Source organism: Endozoicomonas sp. SESOKO4, from assembly GCF_024606275.1.
On the sequence record NZ_JAHHPS010000623.1, the window covers coordinates 1 to 1331 of the forward strand.

A 1331-nucleotide genomic window follows, 5' to 3' on the forward strand; every position below is an offset into this window, starting at 1 on the left:
GGGCGTCTGTGGTTTTTGCTGGCTTCTTCCATGATCTCGCCTACCTGATGCCAATCACTGTTTGCCTTTAAGGTCTCGGTGTAATTAACAATCTCATTCAGTTGCTCCTGATCTGCCTGACGCAAGACATGGGTCAGTTCAGTGGTCAGTTTCCTGGCATCGAATGTTTGTATTGTATTTCCGTACCCGCCTCCAGTAATTTTATTCAGCAGTTGGTCAGCATTTTTAGGGCCATTGTATTTCGATCTCTTCGCAGGCACGGGTGGTGAGGGCGGTAAGTCCGGAGCCTTTTCAACAGCAGTCTCACTTGTCTTTGCAAAACGGGTATTGACGTAAAGGTCGTTCTCATTGTCTCTTCTGATTTGGGCCGCTTTTAGCTTTTCCCTGTCAACGGTGGCATAGGCTTCTGAACCATACCCCAGTCCGTTATCTTCAGGGTCCGGGGCTTTTTGGCGGCTAACAGGGGGTTCTGCAGGTGTAGCAACGGTCAGCCCTGCTTCTTTCAGCAGTGGATCAAACAATGGTGTGAACTGTCCGTGAACCGCCGTGACGGTATTGAGTTGTCCTGCTGTTTGCACGAATTTGTTTCTGACCTCACGGGCGGTAGCAATGGTTTGAGTGAAATCTTGTGGAACTTTTCCTGTCTTTTGGTACTGCCTAAGGCTGTTATCAATCGTTACGAAAGTTCCGGTTCTGCCGACCCCCGCATTGCAGTTGACGACGGTGGGGTTGTCTGACCTGGCTGCAACAGAGGGATGCTGACGTAACTTTTCAACCAGTACCGACAGTTTTGCCAGTCTTTCCGGGTTGCCGGCAGAATAGTCTGCCCAGCCTTTGTCGTAAACCCTGAACTGTGTTTCTCCATTAACGGAGAATTGTTTGACGGTGACGTTATCATTATCAAACGAATACTGCCCATCCAGTCTAACCTTAACGCCGCCGTAGTCTTTTTCTTCACCCACATTCTTCGGGCCTACTTCAATAGAACACTTATTAATTCTCTGCCCGGAAATTTTCGGATCTTGCAGTTCCTTGGCGTTAACAAGAGAGACTGAAACGGCAGGACGATGATGGGCCAGCATCTTAATGAAGTTGGTTTCTGTCTTTTCAACCGGTCCCTGACTGGCGATAAAGCTGCCACCAGGCAGGTCAACTTTGGCGGCATGATAGGGAGCTCCCGGTGCGAATGCTTTGCCTTTATCGCTCTGAAAGATGTCTTTGAATTTTGGCTGTGCTTGAGCTTTGAAAGCAGGGTCTTGATCGAATTTACTTTGTATATCTGGGCTGTCTTTTTGAATATCGCTGAATTGCTTTGTAATGACAGGGTCGTC

At 48.4% G+C, this 1331-nt stretch carries 1 protein-coding gene; it reads right to left on the reverse strand.

Features of this window, described 5'->3' with window-relative positions:
- The coding region (locus KDK16_RS12165; RefSeq protein ID WP_257276325.1) for a tyrosine-protein phosphatase at positions 1–1331 on the reverse strand (1331 nt) is incomplete at both ends.